The organism is Candidatus Brocadiia bacterium, from assembly GCA_041658285.1.
GTDB lineage: Bacteria > Planctomycetota > MHYJ01 > JACQXL01 > JACQXL01 > JBBAAP01.
Map to the genome: position 1 here is coordinate 73681 of JBBAAP010000005.1, position 20426 is coordinate 94106.

18 protein-coding genes are annotated in these 20426 nt (G+C 54.8%); 7 read left to right on the forward strand and 11 right to left on the reverse strand.

What is annotated here, in order from left to right; genetic code table 11:
* The first annotated feature begins 37 nt into the window (after window positions 1-37).
* From ribE to WC980_06655, 6 genes are read left to right on the forward strand one after another with little or no spacing between them, the layout of a single operon-like run.
* Window positions 38-502: a 6,7-dimethyl-8-ribityllumazine synthase gene (gene ribE, locus WC980_06630; GenBank protein ID MFA5794723.1), complete on the forward strand. Its 465-nt coding sequence runs from the start codon at window positions 38-40 to the stop codon at window positions 500-502.
* A gap of 46 nt (window positions 503-548) precedes the next feature.
* Entirely contained in the window at window positions 549-977 is a 429-nt protein-coding gene (gene nusB, locus WC980_06635; GenBank protein MFA5794724.1) for a transcription antitermination factor NusB, read from the forward strand.
* A 2-nt stretch (window positions 978-979) separates the two neighbouring features.
* Complete coding sequence (gene ftsY, locus WC980_06640) at window positions 980-1894, forward strand: signal recognition particle-docking protein FtsY (GenBank protein ID MFA5794725.1); 915 nt, start codon at window positions 980-982, stop codon at window positions 1892-1894.
* A gap of 2 nt (window positions 1895-1896) precedes the next feature.
* Window positions 1897-2445, forward strand: coding sequence for an HAD family hydrolase (locus WC980_06645; GenBank protein MFA5794726.1), 549 nt, complete (start codon window positions 1897-1899; stop codon window positions 2443-2445).
* Window positions 2438-3961 (forward strand): 2,3-bisphosphoglycerate-independent phosphoglycerate mutase, encoded by a 1524-nt coding sequence (gene gpmI / locus WC980_06650; protein ID MFA5794727.1) that lies wholly within the window; start codon window positions 2438-2440, stop codon window positions 3959-3961. The genes WC980_06645 and gpmI overlap by 8 nt, the downstream gene beginning before the upstream one ends.
* The gene (locus WC980_06655; GenBank protein ID MFA5794728.1) at window positions 3958-5400 is read left to right on the forward strand and encodes a VCBS repeat-containing protein; all 1443 of its coding nucleotides are present in this window, start codon (window positions 3958-3960) and stop codon (window positions 5398-5400) included. The genes gpmI and WC980_06655 overlap by 4 nt, the downstream gene beginning before the upstream one ends.
* 140 nt (window positions 5401-5540) lie before the next feature.
* Here WC980_06655 and purQ read toward each other — a convergent pair whose 3' ends face one another.
* From purQ to WC980_06675, 4 genes are all read right to left on the reverse strand, one after another.
* The gene (gene purQ / locus WC980_06660) at window positions 5541-6341 is read right to left on the reverse strand and encodes a phosphoribosylformylglycinamidine synthase I (protein ID MFA5794729.1); all 801 of its coding nucleotides are present in this window, start codon (window positions 6339-6341) and stop codon (window positions 5541-5543) included.
* A 385-nt stretch (window positions 6342-6726) separates the two neighbouring features.
* Window positions 6727-7143: a peptide chain release factor-like protein gene (locus WC980_06665; protein ID MFA5794730.1), complete on the reverse strand. Its 417-nt coding sequence runs from the start codon at window positions 7141-7143 to the stop codon at window positions 6727-6729.
* A 39-nt stretch (window positions 7144-7182) separates the two neighbouring features.
* On the reverse strand, window positions 7183-7776 hold the full coding sequence (locus WC980_06670) for a HEAT repeat domain-containing protein (protein MFA5794731.1): 594 nt from the start codon (window positions 7774-7776) through the stop codon (window positions 7183-7185).
* 123 nt (window positions 7777-7899) lie between these two features.
* A complete protein-coding gene (locus WC980_06675; protein MFA5794732.1) occupies window positions 7900-9726 on the reverse strand; it encodes a TIGR03960 family B12-binding radical SAM protein in 1827 nt (608 codons plus the stop codon).
* Window positions 9727-9952: 226 nt separating this feature from the next.
* On the opposite strand from WC980_06675, the gene WC980_06680 reads away from it, so the two are divergent.
* Window positions 9953-10996, forward strand: a complete 1044-nt coding sequence (locus WC980_06680; GenBank protein MFA5794733.1) for a Fic family protein — start codon at window positions 9953-9955, stop codon at window positions 10994-10996.
* Window positions 10997-11595: 599 nt separating this feature from the next.
* Here the strand turns inward: WC980_06680 and oadA are convergent.
* The 7 genes from oadA to pnp form a co-directional block, all read right to left on the reverse strand.
* On the reverse strand, window positions 11596-13494 hold the full coding sequence (oadA, locus tag WC980_06685; GenBank protein ID MFA5794734.1) for a sodium-extruding oxaloacetate decarboxylase subunit alpha: 1899 nt from the start codon (window positions 13492-13494) through the stop codon (window positions 11596-11598).
* 39 nt (window positions 13495-13533) lie between these two features.
* Complete coding sequence (locus tag WC980_06690) at window positions 13534-13755, reverse strand: hypothetical protein (protein ID MFA5794735.1); 222 nt, start codon at window positions 13753-13755, stop codon at window positions 13534-13536.
* A gap of 3 nt (window positions 13756-13758) precedes the next feature.
* Window positions 13759-15303 carry an acyl-CoA carboxylase subunit beta gene (locus WC980_06695; GenBank protein MFA5794736.1) on the reverse strand — a complete coding sequence of 515 codons (1545 nt, stop codon included), beginning with the start codon at window positions 15301-15303 and terminating at the stop codon, window positions 13759-13761.
* A 4-nt stretch (window positions 15304-15307) separates the two neighbouring features.
* Window positions 15308-16054: a 3-oxoacyl-[acyl-carrier-protein] reductase gene (gene fabG, locus WC980_06700; protein MFA5794737.1), complete on the reverse strand. Its 747-nt coding sequence runs from the start codon at window positions 16052-16054 to the stop codon at window positions 15308-15310.
* A gap of 10 nt (window positions 16055-16064) precedes the next feature.
* Window positions 16065-16961, reverse strand: a complete 897-nt coding sequence (fabD, locus tag WC980_06705; GenBank protein MFA5794738.1) for an ACP S-malonyltransferase — start codon at window positions 16959-16961, stop codon at window positions 16065-16067.
* Window positions 16962-17130: 169 nt separating this feature from the next.
* A complete protein-coding gene (locus tag WC980_06710) occupies window positions 17131-18087 on the reverse strand; it encodes an HD domain-containing protein (GenBank protein MFA5794739.1) in 957 nt (318 codons plus the stop codon).
* A gap of 27 nt (window positions 18088-18114) precedes the next feature.
* Window positions 18115-20319 carry a polyribonucleotide nucleotidyltransferase gene (pnp, locus tag WC980_06715; protein MFA5794740.1) on the reverse strand — a complete coding sequence of 735 codons (2205 nt, stop codon included), beginning with the start codon at window positions 20317-20319 and terminating at the stop codon, window positions 18115-18117.
* Between the last annotated feature and the right edge of the window lie 107 nt (window positions 20320-20426).

Consider the following 20426-nt stretch of genomic DNA (forward strand, 5'->3'; position numbering starts at 1 on the left):
ATAAAGTAATGACCGGCTAATAAAAAAGGAGGTTCGTATGGGTAAGATATACCAAGGCGATTTAAGCGCTTCCAAAAAGAGGTTCGGCATCATTGTCAGCCGATTCAACGAACTGATTACCAAAAAGCTTCTGGAGGGCGCTGAAGATAAGCTTTTGAGGCATGGCGTTAAGAAGGATGATATTGACGTGGCATGGGTTCCGGGCTCGTTTGAGATTCCCCTGATTGCCCAAAAGATGGCTAAGACCAAGAAGTATGACGCCTTGATATGCCTCGGCGCGATTATCAGGGGCGACACGCCGCATTTTGACTACATCGCCGCGGAATCGGCCAAGGGCATCGCCCAGGTGGCGTTTGAAAGCGGACTGCCCATAGAGTTCGGCATTATTACCGCGGAGAATGTGGAGCAGGCCATGGAACGGGCCGGCATCAAGCGCGGGAATAAGGGCGCCCAGGCGGCCGAAGCGGCCATCGAAATGGTCAACCTGGTTGACCAGTTATAATCTTAACCGCATAGCATAGCCCCCGGCGGGCAGGGATTTTTCTACCATGCGCCAAAGAACATACGCCCGGGAAACCGCTCTTCGGATGCTTTATCAGAACGAGTTGAACCAAGGCCGATTCAAATATAAGTCTTCTGTCCTGCCTGAACCGGATGAGGATGATAGGGATGAAGAATCGTCAGAATCCGGTATTTATGCCAGCCTGATATTCGAAGGATACCAGAAGAACAAGGATTACCTAGATAAAACAATCTCGGATGCCTTGGAAAACTGGGAATTCGACAGGTTGGGCGTTATCGACCGCTCCATTCTGCGTTTAGCCGCCTACGAACTTGTCCATTGTCCGGATGTGCCGCCCGCGGTGGTCATAAATGAAGCCGTGGACCTGGCCAAGAAATACGGTGATAAGACCACTCCTGCCTTTGTCAACGGCGTGCTGGACCGGATAAAGGAAAAACATCAGGCTAAAGATTAATCATGTTTAATGCTGTTTTATCTAAGCTGAAAGAAGGCCTGGTCAAGACCAGGAATATTTTAGGGACCGATATCAAGGACCTTCTTCTCGGGCGCAAGATAGACGAGGAAACGCTTAACCGCCTGGAGGAAATCCTGATTGCGGCCGATATCGGCGTCGAAACGGTAAACAGCATCATCGAACATCTCAAGCAATCTTATAAGGACGGACGGCTGTCCGATTCCGGCCAGGTCATAGATTATCTTAAATCGGAACTCAAGTCCGCGCTTTCCCAGGATAAAGTTGTCCTCAATGCGCCGGCTTCAGGGCCGACCGTTATCCTGGTGGTCGGCGTTAACGGCACCGGGAAAACCACCTCGATAGCCAAACTGGCTAACAGGTTCGCCAAGGACGGCAAAAAGGTCCTGCTGGCGGCCGGTGACACGTTCCGGGCCGCGGCCATCGAACAGCTGACAGTCTGGAGCGAACGCCTGGGCATAGACATTATAAAGCAGCAGGACGGCTCTGACCCGGGCGCGGTGGCCTTCGATGCGGCTGAAGCGGCCATAGCCCGGAAGATTGATGTCCTTATCGTCGATACCGCCGGCCGGCTTCATACCAAAACCAATCTGATGAATGAGCTGGGCAAGATAAAGAACGTCCTTAACCGCAAAATACCCGGCGCGCCCCACGAGACACTGCTGGTGCTGGATGCGACCACCGGGCAGAACGGCATCATCCAGGCTAAGGTATTTAACGAGGCCACACCTCTGACCGGGATATTTCTGGCCAAACTCGATGGCACGGCCAAGGGCGGCATCATTGTAGCCATAAAAAAGCAGCTTAACCTGCCGGTAAAATTCATCGGCATCGGCGAGAATATTGATGATATCGAGATGTTCGAGACCGATAAATTCGTATCGGCCATATTTGATTAAATATGAATAAAGCCGTGTTCCTGGACCGCGACCGGACCTTGATTAAGCCCATGAGGCCAAGACTGATTAATACTAAATTCGGCCGGGTGCTTAACGACTGCGTCGTGTGCCCGTCAGAGATAAAATTCTATCCCGGGGTGATTGGCGGATTGAAACAGCTGCAATCAAAGGGCTACAAGCTTATCATCGTCACTAACCAGTCAGTGGTGGCCCGGGGCGTTATCACCGAAGCCCAGCTTGCACGGATACACCGGAGATTAATCAGCTTGCTGCAGGCGCAAGGCGTAAAGATAGCCGGCGTTTATCATTGCCCGCATCACCCTGAAGGGGTGGTCAAGAAGTATCGCCTGAAGTGCAAGTGCCGCAAGCCGGAACCGGGCCTTATCCGCCGTGCGGCCGGGCGGCATAACATAGACCTCAAGAAGTCATTTATGGTCGGCGACTCGTCAAAGGATATGCTGGCCGGCAAGAAAGCCGGACTGCGGACCGTCAAGGTCAGCCTGGCCTTGGGATTCGGGCGGGCGGTGAATAAGATAATAAAATATGGTTAAACCGTTAGTATTAATAATCATGGACGGCTGGGGCATCAACCCCAAGACCGAAGGCAACGCCATCAAGCTGGCCAAAAGCCCCAATCTCAAAAAGATGTGCCAGGAGTATCCTTGCACCCAGTTGTCGGCCTCGGGCCTGGACGTGGGGCTGCCGGCCGGCCTGATGGGCAATTCCGAGGTGGGGCATCTCAACATCGGCGCCGGACGCATCGTCTGGCAGGAAATCACCCGCATCGATAAAGCCGTCCAGGACGGCTCGTTCTATAAAATTCCGGAGTTCGTCAGCGCCATCGAGCATGTCAAGTCCAACAAATCGGCATTGCACCTGATGGGCCTGGTCTCGGACGGCGGGGTGCACAGCACCGACACGCATTACTTCGCCCTGTTAGAGCTGGCCCGGCGCAATGGCTTGTCTCGCGACCAGGTCATGTTCCACGCAGCCATGGACGGGCGCGATACGCCGCCCAACAGCGGCGTCGGTTATATCGAGCGGCTCCAGAAAGAAATGGATATAATTAATATGGGCCGGATAGCTACCATTTCCGGCCGCTATTACCTGATGGACCGGGACAAGCGCTGGGAACGGCTCCAGCTGGCTTACGACGCCCTGACCGCCGGCGCCGGACTCAAGGCATCCGAACCGGTTCAGGCCGTCAAGGACGCCTATGCCCGGGGCGAGACCGACGAGTTCATCAAGCCGATAGTTCTGGACAACACCAAGCGCATCGGCGACAACGACGCCGTCATATTCTTCAACTTCCGGGCCGACCGGGCTAGGGAGATAACCCGGGCGCTGACCGACCCGGGATTCTCGGACTTCCCGCGCCGGGTATTCCCGCGCATTCATTACACCATGATGACCGTCTATGACGAAAAGCTTAACCTGCCGGTGGCCTTCAAACCGCTGGCGCTCAAGAATATCCTGTCCGAGGTCCTGTCCGGCAAGGGGTTAAAGCAACTGCGCATCGCCGAGACCGAGAAATACGCCCACGTCACATATTTCTTCAACGGCGGACAGGAAAAGGCCTATCCGGGCGAAGACCGCGCCCTGATACCGTCGTCCAAGGTGGCCACCTACGATATGAAGCCGGAAATGAGCGCGCCGGAAGTGACCAGCCAGGTGCTCAAGGCCGTGGCCGAAAATAAGTACGATGTCATCATAATGAACTACGCCAACTGCGATATGGTCGGGCATACCGGCGTATTGCCGGCCGCCATAAAGGCCGTCGAGGTTGTTGACGACTGCGTTGGCCAGGTGGTCAATGCCGTCCTGGCCAAGGGCGGCGCGGCGCTGGTTACGGCCGACCACGGCAATGCCGACGAGATGCTGGATTACAAGAACGGCGGTCCGCACACATACCATACCACCAATCTGGTGCCGTTCACCCTGGTGGGCGAAGGGTTCAAAGGCAAGAAGCTCCGGGCCGGCGGAAAGTTATGCGACATCGCGCCGACCATGCTCAAGATACTGGGTATAGACAAACCGAGCGATATGGAAGGCCAGAGCCTGATATGAAGATGAAGATATTTTACGCGGCCTTGCTGGTCATCAGCGCGTCGATGCTCTTTGCCGACGGCTTTGCCTTTCAGCCCGGACAGATAGATGTTAACGGTCCGGTTGACAACATCATAGTCCAGGACATCAATAATGACAGCCGGCCTGAGTTGATTATCCAGAACAAGCGCCAGCTGTTGGTTTACAAGCCGTCAGAGGCTGCCGGATACGCCCTGGCCAACACGGTCATCCTGCCGGATAATATTTTTATCTACGACATATCCGGCGCGATATTCGGGGTCACGCCCGAAGGCCTGGTCAAGTCCGGGTTCGGCGACTTGGGCAAGTTCACTCCGGAGCTGTCCGCGCCGACCATATTCCGGGGCAAGCCCAATGACAAGCCCATTTACCGGAAATTCATCTATCCAGAGCTGGGCGCGTTCATCCCCTGCGAGAACCGGTTCTCTCTGGCTCGTCTAATCGACAACCAGTACAAAATCGCGGCCAACATCCCTTACCTGATGCGGACCAGCGTCAATTACAACGAGCAATCCGTATTCGAGCCGGTAACGACCCGGACATCCTTGCCCAGGCTGATAATCGCCGACATCAACGGTGATGGCAACAACGACGTGCTGGCCCTGACAACGTCGGATATAAGGTGCTTCATCAACGACGGTCGGTGGGTGAGCAGTTCGGTGCTCCAGGCCAAGGCGGCCGACTCCAACGAAATAAACATCATCGCGCCGGTCATCGAGGACATAAACAACGACAAGAAGGCCGACATCGTCACGGCCGACAGCAGCGAGGGCGTCATCACCGTCTACCTGGCGCCGGAATTCGGGAAGCCGGCCCAGATAATCCGCACCGGCAACTGGATAGTCTCCGACAGCCTGATAGACCTTAATAACGACGGGTTGCGTGACCTGGTGCTGGTCCAGATGAAGAAGCTGGGCGTGCTGGGCGGGCTGCAGGCGTTCCTGGCGCACAGCGTCGACTGGGAAATGGTTGTCTACCTGGCCCGGCCGGGAAGCGGGTTCCCCAAGAGCCCGGACTATGTCCGGGAGTTCAACGTGCCGTTCACGCTCAATATCTCCGGCAGCGGCAATATCTCCGGCAGCAAGGCCATAAACTATACTTTCCAGACGCCGTACCTCTGGTCGTTCTCCGGTGATTTTAACAAGGACGGCCTGAAAGACCTGCTCATTTCCACCGCCGACGGCAAGCTCCAGATATATCCCGGCGTGGCCGGCCGGGTGTTCGAGCGGGAGCCGGCCCAGGAAATCCTGCTGGCCTCGATAAAAGATGGGTTCAAGCTGACGGGCATGCCCCAGGGCGAGCCCATCGTCAACGACCTCAATAACGACGGCGTCAGCGACATCATTGTCCAGCTCACCAATCCGGCTACCAACGCCACCCGCCTGGAAATATTCATACCGGGAAACTGGTTGAAGAAGTAAGCAGAGTGGGAATAAGCACTAAGATCTAATACCTAAATACTAAACAATCTCAAAATCCCAATACCCAAACTATGTAAAGCCTGCATTTTAGTATTTATATATTGTGATTTGTTTAGGTTTTAGGAATTAGGGTTTTATTATCAGCGGCTCTTGATATAATTAACGGCATTGAGGAACATCAGCATGCCGTCGGTCGGTTCCTGTATCTTCTCGCGGGTCCAGCGTGGGTGGTTGGTGAAATCCTGGAAGCGTTCCGGATGAGGCATCAGCCCGAGCACCCGGCCGGTGGTGTCGCAGATGCCGGCGATGCTGTCCGTGGCGCCGTTGGGATTGACCGGATAGCGCATGGTCGGCTTGCCCTCGATATCGGTATAGCGGAAGACTATTTGGTCGTTGTCCTTCAGCTGTTTGAGTATGGCCTTATCGCGCGCGATGAACTTGCCCTCGCCGTGCGCCACCGGCAGGTAATAGAGCGGCCGGGTCAGCCCTTTGGTAAAGACGCACTTCTTGGAATAGCCCTTAAGGTAGACCCAGCGGTCTTCGTACTTGGCCGAATCGTTATTGGCCAGGGTCACTTCCTGGACGTAGGTGTTCTTGTCCAGGGTCGGGTCCAGCCGGGGCAGCAGGCCGGTCTTGACCAGGGCCTGGAACCCGTTGCAGATGCCGATGATGAGCTTACCGTCATCCACGAACTTGAGCAGTTCTTCGAGCAGGTGTTGTTTTATCTGGTTTGCCAGGACGGTGCCGGCGCCCAGGTCGTCGCCGTAAGAAAAACCGCCGGGGATGGCGAAGATGTCGTATTTATGGACCATCTTCTTGTCCTTGAGCCAGCGGTTGATATGGATCTGCTCGGTCTGCGCTCCGGCCTTGCGGAAGGCAAAGGCCAGCTCGTTGTCGCAATTAGTCCCGGCGGTCCTGAGAATGAAAACGTTACAATCCATATAGCCTTAAGTAAGCGGATTCAGCTGATTAAGCTGTTTATTATTTAGGACATTTAATGATTATTCCTACTTAGGTCAAGGAAAATACTATTCACCATGAAGACCTTTATAACAGGGACTGGAAGAGACTGGTAAGTGACTGATTTATATTATGCTAAGTCTGATACTTGGGCTGTTAGAACGTAGTGAGTTATTAGCCCAGTATACTCGGCAGCCCGTTAGGGTTCTTGCCCCTATAAGCGGGATAGCCTGTGGGCTTGTCCCAAGACCTCTGAGGGTCTAGGGATAAGTCGTTCCTTCAACTGCCGAAGTATAAAAGTCTCTTTAATTCCCTGTTAAATAATTTATAGTTGGTCTCTGTGTTCTTTGTGTCTCTGTGGTAAGATCAGTCCATATCCCGGATATCCGAGCGGAGCTGTTTTTTTTCCGAGTGCTTATGCTTGGCATCGAGCATCTTCTGCTTGGCCCGTTTGGAGCGCTTGCGCTTCTGGCGCCGGAGCTTGGCGATGCGCTGCTGTTCGGCCGAGAGCCGGCCCAGCTTCAGGGTCTCTATCTTGTCGGCCAGAATCTGCCTGGCCCGGTAGCGGTTGAGCACCTGGGAGCGCTCGGCCTGGCACTTGACCTCGATACCGCTGGGCAGGTGCTTGAGGTAAACGCAGGTGGAGGTCTTGTTGACGTTCTGCCCGCCCGGGCCGGACGACCTGATAAAACTTTCCTCGATATCCTGCTCCCGGATGCCCAGCCGGGCCATCTTATCCCGGAGCTGTTTTATCTTCTGTTCGCTGACGCCGAAATCTGTCATAATAGTTTAGTAAGCGGATTAAACGGATTTAGCTGAGTATTATTTAGTTTCCTCGGGCACCTCAACCCCGAGCTCTTTCAGCGCCGCCCGGGCACGGGATTCGTCACTATGGTTAGATTTTAAAAATAGTTTTATGTCTTCTACTACTTTGGCTGGCACTTTGTCCTTAGCGCCTAACTCCACCAAAAGCAATGCCGCAAAGCCACGTGTCTCTTCGGCATCATAATTTAAGAGTTTGACTAATTCAGGTATAACCTCTTTGTCACCAAAATCACCTAATACTATAATAGTTAATCTACGAACCTCTGGGTCATCATCTTGGAATAGCTTTTTAATCTGCGGCATAGCATCTTTCGTGTCAAATGTTCCCAATATAGAAACAGCTGCATAGCGAATTCTTGGATTGTTATGTTGTAATAATTTTATAATTTCAGGAATTAATTCTTTGGCGCCCATATCCGCAAGCTGTTGGGTAGCATCGTATCGTTCCTCTTGGTTTTGTCCAGTGATTTTGTCCAGCGCTTCTTTTATCTGTTGCTGGCGGGCTTCATCTACGGGCGGTTTGGGTTCAGGGCTGGTGCAGCCCGACACTATAGACAGCCCGAGTAATAATGCTATTACCAACTGCTTCATAATAGTTTGAAACCGCGGATTATGCTGACCCTACGGACCCTGACGGGTCCTCAGGGCAAGGACCCGGAACGGGTTGTGCGGAGGGTTAATCGGCTATATCTGCCAAATCTGCGGTTAATAATCTTATTTCTTCGTCGTCTCCTGTATCTTGGCCAGGCATTCGTGCCAGTCCTCGAGCATCTGCTCTTTGGTGAATCCGGATTCTATATGCGCCCAAGGCAGGGTCTCGGTCTCGGTCCGCTCACGCAGGGCGTAGAAATCAGCCGCTGGTAGGTGAGCATCCCCGAACGGGGGCTGGCCGTTGACCGGCGTCAGTTTGTCCAGCACCGCCTGCCAGCGGCTGAAACTGAACGCCTCTTCCCAGGCGTCGAACTTGCACCCGGCCTGCCAGGCGTCCATCAGCAGTCCGCCTAATCTCCGGTCGCCCCGGGAAAAGACGCCTTCCAGATAACTGCGCTCGGGCTTGTGGAACTTGAGGTTGATATTGCGCATCCGGGACAGGCCGTAGCGGATGAGCTCCTGCTTGCGCCTTATCTCGGCTACCGGTATCATCCGGCTCCACTGGAATGGCGTATGCGGCTTGGGCACGAAAGGCGATATGGTGATATTGACGGCGCCGTAACGGCCGGTGGCCTCCTTGCCCAGGAACGAGGCCTGCCGGGCCATATTGACGATGGCCTGGATGTCGTCGTCCGTCTCGCCGGGCAGTCCGATCATAAAATAGAGTTTAATCTGGCGCCAGCCCTGCTGGTAAGCCGATTTGATGGCCTGGTAGAGGTCCTCGTCGTCGACGTTCTTGTTGATGACGGCCCGGAGCGAATCCTGCCCGACCTCGGGCGCGATGGTGAACCCGCTCTTCCGCACGGCGTTGATGACCTCGGGCAGGCGCTTGAGGTTCTCGCTGATGTGCAGAGAGGGCAGAGAGACGCTGACCTTGCGGCTCTTGAACCGGGCGTTGAGCCGGAATATCAGTTCGTCCAGGTTGGGGTAATCGCCGCTGGAAAGCGACAGCAAGGATATCTCGTCATAGCCGGTGTTCTGGTAAGTGGCCTCGGCCAGCTTCAGGGCCGAGTCCAGCGAACGCACCCGGAGCGGCGATTTGAGCACGCTGGAAACGCAGAACCGGCAGGAATGCGGACAGCCGCGCATTATCTCGATGTTGATGCGGTCGTGGATGGCCTCGCCGAATGGGATGACCGGCTTTTCCGGCACCGGCGCCTGGTCCAGGTCGGCCACAATCGCCTTGGGGATGCCGGCCGGGACGTCCGGGTATCTGGGCTTGAATTCCTTGATTGTCCCATCAATGTTATAGGTCACTTCGTATAAAGACGGTGCATAGAGGCAGGTGATTGACGAGGCCAGCCTGCGAATCAGCTCGGCACGTTTGAGTTTCTGGGCCTTCAATGCCTTGAACGCGTTCACGAACTCGGTAATCTTGTCCTCGCCGTCGCCGATGACGAAAATGTCTATGAAATCAGCCATGGGCTCGGGGTTGAACACGGACGGTCCGCCGGCGATAATCAAAGGGTGGTCCTCGGTGCGCTCGGCCGATTTGAGCGGGATGCCGGCCAGGTCGAGCATATTAAGGACGTTGGTATAAGACAGCTCGTGCTGGAGCGAAAAGCCGATAATGTCGAAATCCCCGGCCGGGGAATGGGTTTCCAGCGAGAAGAGCGGTATCTTCTCCCGGCGCATGACCGTTTCCATATCAATCCAGGGCGCGAAGATGCGCTCGGCGTAGGTGTCCGGCCTCAGGTTGAGGATATGGTAAAGCACCTGCAGACCCCAGTGCGACATTCCGATGGCGTAGGTATCCGGGAAAGCCAGGCCGAAGCGGATGTCCACTTTGTCCGGGTCCTTGACGGCGCTGTTCTGCTCCCCGCCGATGTACTGGGAAGTCTTATGCGCCTGAAGCAGTACCGGTTCCAGCTTGTTCCAGACAGAATTCATAGATAACCTTGCCACAGAGGCACAGAGCGCGCGGAGCCGAAGAAATATTATTTTCTCTGAGACCTCAGTGTCTCCGTGGCTAAATAGCATAATAGCTCAAGGCAATAAATCAAGACATTTGAGCAATCACTCACGCCTCTCGCAAAGCGGAGGGGTAACCCGGCATTTCTTGACCGTAAACAGAGTTAAGGTATACTAAACCAGATATGGCAGGAGTGGTAATAATATGAAATCATTTATTGATAATTTTCTTGAACGGCAGACAGCGCCTCTTGATGTTGCCGGGACATTAAGAACGTTGGGCGAATATCGAGGCAAACAGGAACTTTTTGCCAGGCAGACGCCCCAGATTTTAAAGGCTCTTAGACACATAGCCATAATTCAAAGCGTGGAATCTTCCAACCGAATAGAGGGCGTGGTGGTGGATAATGCCCGCCTCGAACCGCTGGTGGACAAGAAGACAACGCCCAAAACCAGGCCCGAGGCAGAGGTAGTGGGTTATCGTGATGTGCTGGCTAAAATATATACTTCTTACAAACGATTTGATATTTCGCCGGAAACAATCCTGAAACTTCATAAGGATATGTTTCATCATACCAATCTGCCCGCGGGCCAGTGGAAGAGGCGGGATAATGCTATTGAGGAGAGGTTGCCCGATGGCCGTTGGATAACCCGGTTCGCGCCGGTGTCCGCGCACCAAACCGAATATTACATTAAAGAACTTTGTGTGCATTTCAATCGTGAATGGAATAATGGGAAAATAGACAAACTACTCTTAATATTTAGTTTTGCGCTGGATTTCCTCTGTATTCATCCGTTTGCCGACGGTAATGGCAGAGTTTCTCGGCTACTGACCGTTTTAATGCTTCATCAGACGGATTATGATGTGGGTCGTTATATCAGTATTGAGCGTTTAATAGAGGCCAGCAAAGAGACCTATTACGAGGTTTTACAAGAATGTTCTCAGAACTGGCATCAAGGCAAACATAGAATTCTGCCTTGGTGGCGGTATAGTTTAGGTATACTCATCGCCGCCTATAAGGAATTTGAGAATAGGGCCGGAGCCACTCGTGCCAAAAGAGGGGCTAAGACTGAGTGGGTAACGGATGCGGTAAAGAATTTGCCCAGGGAATTTAGTATCAGTGAAGTAACGCGAGCTTGCCCGGGTGTCAGCCGTCCGATGATACGGGTAATTCTGGAGAATTTGCGCCGGCAAGGCCGGCTAAAGACTCTGGGAAGAGGTAGAAACGCCCTCTGGCAGAGAATGTGATAATAACACATTAAATGTGATAATAAATGTGATAATAACTAATGGGTAATTGGGGACAGTCCCGCATTCCGAAAATACAGTAAATAAGCCTTTCCTAGGGCATCATTTTCCTAAAATCTATCCTAATTCCTCATTTAATTCGTTCCTTGCCTAACATCTTTCCAGGGTAGCTGGCTAAGTTCGGGGGACTCCTTACCGAATTAATAATTGTGTCCCCGGAATTACTTCAGTATGATGTCATATAAGAGCTGTATGATATCATATTAAGGCAATATGACATGGGAAAACGCATCGGTGGATACCTTACCGAATTAATAATTGAGTATGGTGTCCCCGGAATTACCCGGAATTACTCCGGAATTACTCGGAATTACTTCCGTTTTTTCGACATAGAGTGGGGTTAAGTCAAGATGTACGGGAGGTTAAGTCAAAAGGTACAGGGGGTTAAGTCAAGATGTATGGGGAGTTAAGTCAAAAGGCATAGGGGGTTAAGTCAATAGGGGTGGGGGGGCTCCCCCTGTGGATAACTTTTTGGGTTGAATCACCTGAAAACTGCATAAAACCTTGATTTTGTGTTGTTTTTTAGGTTTTAAATTGTTTTAAGCCGGGTTTATATTCATCGCCGAGATGTTGCTCTCGACGTTGTCGCCGGCCTTGATGGCAATGGAGTTTATGGTCCCGTCGCAGGGCGCGTCTATCTCGTTTTGCATCTTCATGGCTTCGAGGATGAAGAGCATCTGGTTGCGCTTGACCTTTTCGCCGGGCTTGACCTTGACCGATACTATCTTGCCGGGCATGGGCACCTTGACCTCTATCAGCGTGCCTGATAATGACGTTGTCGCCGGAGCGGCCGGTTTAACCTCGACTTTAGGCGTGGGTGCCGGGGCAGTCACGACAGCCGGAGCGGTTACTATTACCGGCTGAATCGTCTTCTTCTGTCTCTGGACGTTGACCTTATATTCGGAGCCGTTGAGCTTGACCAATAAAGGCAGTGTCTCTTCGCTGGGGCCTTCCAGGGCGGTGACGGTGGCCTGATGCTTCTGGTCATTCAGTTCCAGGCTGATATGCCCGGGCTGGGTGCCTTTGCGGACGTTCATCTCGCCGGCCAGCGCGCTGGACTTGACGCTGGTGACTATCGGCTCGGTCGGGCCGGTGATGCCTTTGGCCTGCCGGTCCCAGAACTCGGCCGTTACCTGCGGGAAGATGGCGTAGGCCAGGACGTCTTCGTCCGCGACGGTTTCGGTCTTCTTGAGCGCCTTGACCTCGGTTACGGTCTTGTCCCAGGCCGGAGCCATTCCGTCGGCCGGGCGGCCCTGGATGGGCTGCTCGTCGCCGATAATCTTCTTCTTGATGTCGTCGTCAATCGGGCCGGGCGAGCGGCCGTAGAGCCCTTTGACGTAGTTTTTCACTTCCTTGGAAATCATTTTGTAGCGTTCGCCCATGACCACGTTGAAGACGGCCTGGGTGCCGACTATCTGGCTGGTTGGGGTGACCAGCGGCGGGTAGCCGAGCTCTTTGCGGACCAGGGCAGTTTCAACCAGCACCTGGGCGTATTTGCCCATAGCGTTCTGTGCCTTGAGCTGGGATATCAGGTTGGATATCATCCCGCCCGGTATCTGGTGCACCAGGATGCGCGGGTCGATTCTTTCGGAGATGGGGTCCAGGATGTCCTTGTATTTTTCCTTGACCGTCTGGAAGTACTCGGCGATTTCGGCCAGCAGCTCGACGTTGAGGTTGGTGTCGTAGGGCGTGCCCTTGAAGGCGCCGACGATGCTTTCGGTGGGCGGCTGCGATGCGCCCCAGGCGAAGGGCGACATGGCTGTATCCAGGATGTCCACGCCGGCCTCGGCCGCGGTTAGATAGGTTATCGGGGCCATGCCGCTGGAGCAGTGCGTGTGCAGGTGCACCGGCAGTTTGACCTCTTTCTTCAGGGCGTTAATCAGGTCGTAGGCGGCGATGGGCGAGATGATGCCGCTCATATCCTTAATGCAGATGATGTCCGAACCGGCTTCCTTGAGCTCGATGGCGAACTTGATGTATTTCTCGATGGTATGGACCGGGCTGACCGTGTATGATATCGAGCCTTCGACCAGGCCGCCGACCTTTTTGGCGGTCTGGATGGCCAGTGCGATGTTGCGGATGTCGTTGACGGCGTCGAAGATGCGGAAGATGTCGATGCCGTTATCGCGGGCCTTCTGGATGAATTTGACGACGATGTCGTCCGGGAAATGCTGGTAGGCGACCAGGTTCTGGCCGCGCAGGAGCATCTGGAGTTTGGTGTTCTTGACCCGCTTGCGTATTTCGCGCAGGCGCTGCCAGGGGTCTTCGTTGAGGTAGCGCAGGCAGACGTCGAAGGTGGCGCCGCCCCACATCTCCAGAGAGAAAAAGCCGACCTGGTCGAGCTTCTCGACGATGGGCAGCATATCGGCCGTGGACATCCGGGTGGCGATTAACGACTGGTGGCCGTCGCGCAGGACCGTTTCTGTTATCTTTACCATAATTTTTTTAGTAAGCGGATTTAGCGGATTAAACCGATTTTATCTCCAATGCAAACTTTCCCGATGGCCTTTATCCTTGCCGGTAGTCGGGAATAATGACCATTTCCAGGCCGAATGGCGCCGGGATTCGGACTCGAACGTTATGGGCGCGATGTTATATACCGGCGTTTCCGGTTCGCTCAGGCGGTAGTCTTCCAGCCCCATCCGTTCCAGATAGGCGTCCACCGCCGCGGTGATGATGGCCATTTCTTCTTTTTTCATATATTAAAGCGGGATATTCCCGTGCTTCTTGGGCGGACGGGCTTCGCGCTTGTTCAGTAATGTTTCCAGGGCCGATATCAGCTTGGGCCGGGTTTCCTGCGCCTCGATGACCTCGTCGATGTAGCCCCGTTCGGCCGCGATGTAGGGGTTCTCGAACTTGGCCTCGTATTCGGCCACCAGTTTCTTGCGGGTGGCGTCCGGGTCCTTGGACTGGGCGATTTCGTTCTTAAATATGATATTGACCGCGCCTTCGGGCCCCATCACGGCGATTTCGGCCGTCGGCCAGGCGAAGTTCATATCGGCCCGGACGTGCTTGGAGCACATAACGTCATAGGCGCCGCCGTAGGCCTTGCGGGTGATGACGGTCAGCTTGGGCACGGTGGCTTCGCAATAGGCGTAAAGCAGTTTGGCGCCGTTGCGGATGATGCCGCCGAACTCCTGGGTGGTGCCGGGCAGGAAGCCGGGCACGTCGACGAAGGTGACCAGCGGGATATTGAAAGCGTCGCAGAAGCGGACGAACCGTCCGGCCTTGATGGAGGCGTTGATGTCCAGGCATCCGGCCAGGAACTGGGGCTGGTTGCCGACCACGCCGACGGCGTGCCCGTTGAGCCGGGCGAAGCCGACGACGATGTTCCGGGCCCAGTCGGAGTGGACCTCGAAGAAGTCCTCTTCGTCCATGACCAGTTTGATGACCTGGCGCATATCGTAGGGCTTGTCGGCGTCATCGGGTATAATCTTAGCCAGGCCTTTCTCGGTCCGGTCCGGCTTGTCTTTGGGTTTCATGTAAGGCGGCTCTTCCATATTGTTGGCCGGCAGGTAGCTGAGCAGTTTCTTGAGTGTGGCCACGGCGTCCTTTTCGTCATTAGCCGCGAAGTGGGCCACGCCGGAAAGGGTATTATGGGTGGTAGCCCCGCCCAGTTTCTCGAACGAGACCTCTTCGTTGGTAACGGACTTGATGACCTCAGGTCCGGTGATGAACATATGGCTGGTGTTCTTGACCATGATGATGAAATCGGTCAGTGCCGGGGAGTAGACCGCGCCGCCGGCGCACGGGCCCATGATGACGGACAGCTGGGGCACCACGCCCGAGGCCAGGGTGTTGCGGAAGAATATCTCGGCATAGCCGCCCAGGGAAACGACGCCTTCCTGGATGCGGGCGCCGCCGGAGTCGTTCAGGCCGATGACCGGAGCGCCGACCTTGGTAGCCAGGTCCATGACCTTACAGATCTTATTGGCGTAGGCCTCGCCCAGGGCGCCGCCGAAGACGGTGAAGTCTTGGCTGAAGACGTAGACCAGCCGGCCGTTGACGGTGCCGTAGCCGGTGACCACGCCGTCGCCCAGCGGGCGCTTGTTCTCCAGGCCGAAGTGGTCGCACTGGTGGAGCACGAACATATCCAGTTCGTGGAATGAGTTTTTGTCGAGTAGGAGCTCGATGCGCTCGCGGGCGGTGAGCTTTTTCATCTCGTGCTGTTTCTTGATGCGTTCCTTGCCGCCGCCCAGCAGGGCGTTCTGGCGCATTTCGCGTAACTGCTTAATTTTATCTACCATAATTTTACATCACCATCCCGCCGTCCACCACCAGCACCTGGCCGGTGATGTAGCTGGAAGCGTCCGATACCAGGAACAGCACCGCGTCGGCTACGTCCTTGGTGGTGCCTAGCCGCTGGAGCGGGATGCGTTCCATCATTTTGTTCTTGACCTCGTCGTTCAGGACCTCGGTCATAGCCGTCTGGATGAATCCCGGAGCCACGGCATTGACGTTGATATTGCGCGGGGCGAACTCCTTGGCCGCCGATTTGGTCAGGGCAATAACCCCGCCCTTGGAAGCGGCGTAGTTAGCCTGGCCGACATTGCCTCCAATGCCGATAATCGAGGCGATATTGACAATCCGGCCCGAACGAGCCTTCATCATATAACGGGACACGGCTTTAGTAAAGTTAAATGTGCCTTTGAGGTTGATGGCGATGACCCGGTCCCATTCGTCTTCCTTCATGCGCATAATCAGGTTGTCGCGGGTGATGCCGGCGTTATTGACCAGGATATCTATCCGGCCCAGGGCCTTGTTGGCCTCGTCGGCCACCCGGTCGGCGTCAGCGGCGCTGGTGACATCGGCCTTGATGGGCAGGGCTTTTACGCCCTTGGCCTGGATATCCGCAGCGGTTTGGTTGAGGGTGGCTTCATCGACGTCGACCAGGACCAGGTTGGCGCCTTGGACGGCCAGGGCCAGGGCGATTTCGCGCCCGATGCCGCGGCCGCCGCCGGTGACGATAGCTGTTTTATCCTTTAATTCATAACTCATAATTTATAACTCACAGTTTGGTGCATTGCACCGTTGGGTCTATCCTTTGCATCATACCGGTCAGGGTATTGCCCGGACCGATTTCGTAGAATGTCTTGAATCCGTCCTGGATGAGCTTGCGCATCGAGGCCTCCCAGAGCACTGACGAGACCACCTGGCGGGCCAGGTTGGACTTGGCCTGGCCGGGGTCGGTAACGTAATCCGCCGTGACGTTGGAGACGATGGGCGCCGTGGGCGGTTTGATATTGATTTTCTGGAGCTCGATTTTGAGTTTATCCTCGGCGCTTTTCATCAGCGGCGAGTGGAAGGCGCCGGCCACTTTGAGCGGGATGACTTTCTTGGCGCCGGCCTCTTTGAGCTTGGCCGAGGCCTCTTCGATGGCCTTATTATCGCCGGAGATGACCACCTGTCCCGGGGTATTGAGGTTGGCCACGCCGATGACGCCGTTGACCTTGGCGATGACCTCTTTGATTTTATCGGGCGTAATGCCCATGACCGCGGCCATGCCGCTGGGGTTCTGGTTGCAGGCCTCCTGCATAAAGGTGCCGCGCCGTTCCACGATGCGTACGGCATCGTCAAAGGACAGGGCGTTACCGGCGGCCAGGGCGGTGTATTCGCCCAGGCTCAGGCCGGCCAGGGCGTCAAACTTGGGCAGTTTGGATTGCTCTTTGAGCACTTCCAGTGCGGCCAGGCTCATAACCAGGATGGCTGGCTGGCAGATATTGGTCTTGTTGAGCTCGTCCTCGGGGCCGTCAAAGCACAGTTTGGCCAGGTCAAACCCCATTATTTGGTTAGCCCGGTCGAATACCTTGCGGGCAGTCGGGTTATTCTGGGCCAGTTCCTTGCCCATGCCGACAAACTGGGCTCCCTGCCCCGGGAACAATAACGCTGTTTTGTTATCTGTCATAGTATTTAACGGATTTTCCGCCGGAGGCGAATCAGCCTCAGACTGAAACGGATTAAGCTGAAACACATCCGTCGGATGTCGCACAATCAGCTTACATGGTATCTAAAGGATATACTAAGTGGCGACAAAGGTCAAGATTTTGATGATTATGGCCAGGCCGGCGCGGATGCTACTTGGGGCTATTCTTTTTGTAGAATTTCCGTTCCTGTGAGCGGGAGCGTTCGGTCCAGTTGGAGCTGGGGTCGGCCTTTTCGGCCAGGGCCTGGTATTCGCCCAGGCGGGCGTCGAGGTTGTCTATGTAGTGTAGCATCAGGGCTTCGGGCGTCATAGGCAGAACCGGCGCGCCGAATTCGCGCTGGCCGTGATGGCTGCTGATAAGGTGTTTCAATAGGGTCAGGCGCTCGGCCGGGAAGTCTTTTATGCTCTTTGCCCGCTCTTCGACCATGGATACGCCGATGACGGTATGGCCGAGCAGGTAGCCTTCGTCGGTCATCTTGGGCGCCAGCTGGATTTCGTATTCGCGGATTTTCCCGATATCGTGCAGGAATGTACCGGTCAGGAGCAGGTCGGTATCGATGATTTTGTGGTAGCAGGGGCTTATCTGGAGCGCCAGCTGGAGCAGGTTGACGGTGTGTTCCAGCAGTCCGCCCACATAGTTATGGTGGAACTCTATGGCGGCCGGGGATATCCTTAGCTGCTCGACGAATTTCTTGTCATCCATAAATGACTTTATCAACCCGGCGAAATAGGGGTCTTTGACGCCGGCCAGGATGTTCCTGAGCTCTTCCATCAGGAGCTCGATATCCTTGCCGGTATGGGCCAGGTAGTTGGACCGGTCGGTGTCTGCCGGGACGTCGGCATCCAGGTTGGATATTTTGAGTTGGAGTTCGTTCTGGTAGGGTTCGACCAGCGCCTGGCAGTTTATCAGGTCTCCGGTCTTGCAGCGGCGGTTGAATTCGTCGGCCTTGTCCCAGACCATGCCTTTGATGCGACCGCTTTTATCGGTCAGTTCCAGGACCAGGAATGGCGCGCCGGCCCGGGTCTTGCGAAGTTGTTTATCGGATACCAGGTAGATATCCCGGACGCTGTCGCCTTCCTTGAGAGCGTTGATGAATTTATGCGGCATAAAATCCGGTAAAATGACAGATTTTAATTACCTTCTAAATCCGCCGCCGCCTGAGCGCGGGCGGAACCCGCCGCCGGACGGTGATTGGGGCGCTTCTGACTGTTCGCTGCCCGGTTCGGGCGGCGGAAGCAGTTCCTTACGGCTGAGTTTTATGCGGCCGGTGTCGTCTATGCTGATGAGCTTAACCTGGATTTTGTCGCCCATCTTGAGGACGTCACTGACCGACTTGACGAATCCGTGCGAGAGTTCGGATATATGGACCATACCGTCGCGGCCGGGGATTATTTCTACGAAAGCGCCGAAATCCTTGATGCCGGTGACGGTGCCGTCGTAAATTTTGCCGATTTCCGGTTCGGCCGTCATATTGGCGATGATGGTGCGGGCGGCTTCGGCCATAACCAGGTTATCGGCGTAAATCAGGATGGTGCCGTCCTGTTCGATTTCCACCTTGGCCTTGGTATCGGCTTCGAGCTTCTTGATATGTTTTCCAGCCGGTCCGATGACCATGCCGATTTTTTCAGGGTCAATCTTGATCTTAAGGACTCTGGGAGCGGATTCCGCGATATCGGCCCTGGGCTGGGCGATTATTTCCTGCATCCGGCCCAGTATATGCATACGGCCTTCCTTGGCTTGGGCCAGCGCCCGGGTCATTATGTCGGGAGTCAGGCCGTGTATCTTGATATCCATCTGGACCGCGGTGATGCCGTCCTTGGTGCCGGCCACTTTGAAGTCCATATCGCCGTGTTTGTCCTCGTTGCCGAGGATGTCCGAAAGGATGGCGATTTTATCCGATTCGCTGATAAGGCCCATGGCGATGCCGGAAACTGGTTTTTTCAGGGGCACGCCGGCGTCCATAAGACAGAGCGAACTACCGCAGACGGTGGCCATTGAGGATGAGCCGTTGGATTGCAGGATGTCCGAAACGATGCGGATAATGTATGGGAATTCGGTGAATTCAGGCAGCATCGGCTCTATGGCGTGTTCGGCCAGGTTGCCGTGCCCGATTTCCCGGCGGCCCGGGCCGCTTAGGCGCTTGACTTCGCCGGTCGAGAACGGCGGGAAGTTATAATGGAGCATAAACCGCTTCTCGTATTCTTCTTCCAGGCCTTCGATAGTCTGGGCGTCGTCGGCGGTTCCGAGAGTGACGTTGACCAATGCCTGGGTTTCACCGCGGGTAAACAGCGATGAACCATGGGTTCGGGGCAGGAATCCGACCATGCCGGATATCGGGCGGATATCCTTCAGCCCGCGGCCGTCCATGCGTTTGCCGTCCAGGGCCAAGCTTCGGACTATTTCGTGCTCCATCTGCTTGAAGACGGTGCTTATCTGGCTGGACAACTTGTCTTTTTCATCTTCGGCTACGTCTTTGAGGTAGCGTTCTTTGACTGATTCCTTGAGTTTCTTTATGGCGTCGCGGCGTTCCTGCTTGGCCTTTATCAGGATGCTCTTTTCCAGGTCGGAATACGATTCTTTACGGATGGATTTGGCCAGCTTCTCCAGTGATTCGTCAGGTTTTTCCTCTGCTATCTTTCTGGGCTTGATGTTCATCTGTTTAAGGATTTCATTCTGGCCGGCCACCAATTTCTTGATATATTCGTGTCCGAAGAGTATGGCTTCGATAAGTGTTTCTTCGGGTATTTCCTTGGCAAAGCCTTCGACCATCATGACCGAGTCAGCCGAGCCGGAGATGACCAGTTCCATACTTCCGGTTTTGATTTCATCGTATGAGGGGTTGAGTACGAATTGTTTGTTGACATAGCCGACACGGACAGCGCCGATAGGGCCTTTGAATCCGACGTTGGCGAGGCACAGGGCCATAGAGGCGCCGTTCATAGCCAGGATATCGGGGTCGTTATTCTTATCAGCCGAGAGGACCATGGTCATAATAAGGATTTCCTGCTTGAATCCTTTGGGGAATAGCGGCCTGACTGGACGGTCAATCATGCGCATGGTCAGGATTTCCTTGGTTGAGGGTCGGCCTTCGCGCTTGAAGAACCCGCCCGGAATCTTTCCGGCGGCTGATGTTTTTTCCCGGTAATCCACGGTCAGGGGGAGCATATCGTCGTCGCCGAAACCGTTTGATTCGCGGGGTTCGCCGATGACTACCGTGGCCAGGACGACCGAATCACCGTAAGTTATTAATGCTGAGCCGTTAGCCAACTGGGCTAAATGGCCGGTCTCGATAATGAATTTTTTGTCGCCCAGCTCCGTTGTTACTTTAAATGGTTGCATACTAAATCCTTGTTTCCTTTCTTTGATTGGTAAGCTGATTCCAGCACGAGGCTGATGGCCGTCTGTCGGACGGACAGTCGCCTATGGAGGAAAGCTGAATATTATGG